Consider the following 291-nt stretch of genomic DNA (forward strand, 5'->3'; position numbering starts at 1 on the left):
CAAGCAGATGGGCGCTGACGTCTGGTACGAGCGCCTGATGCCGAAGGGGCGCGACGGGCGTGCGTGGGTGCGTTATCGCGCGCTGCACCAGGCGGCGGTGACCGCCGTGGAGGAAGACTTCCATACCGTATTTGGGCAGGTGTTTTTGTCCGCCTACGACGCCGAGGTCGAACTGTACCGCGCACAGAGGGTGCAACAGGCATGCTGACCTTGACCACGGCGCAATGCTCGCATCAAGGCAGCCGCGCCAGCAATGAAGACGCCTTGGGTTTCCGGGTGCGTGATGACGAC

Annotated in this window: 1 protein-coding gene; it reads left to right on the plus strand. The window is 63.9% G+C overall.

From position 1 onward, the window contains the following. Nucleotides 1-208 (plus strand): type VI secretion system-associated FHA domain protein (locus F1735_RS34775; RefSeq protein ID WP_373888639.1); only part of this gene is annotated, 208 nt, incomplete at its 5' end. Nucleotides 209-291: the final 83 nt, after the last annotated feature.

Source organism: Massilia genomosp. 1, from assembly GCF_011682185.1.
GTDB classification, from domain to species: domain Bacteria; phylum Pseudomonadota; class Gammaproteobacteria; order Burkholderiales; family Burkholderiaceae_D; genus Telluria_A; species Telluria_A rubra.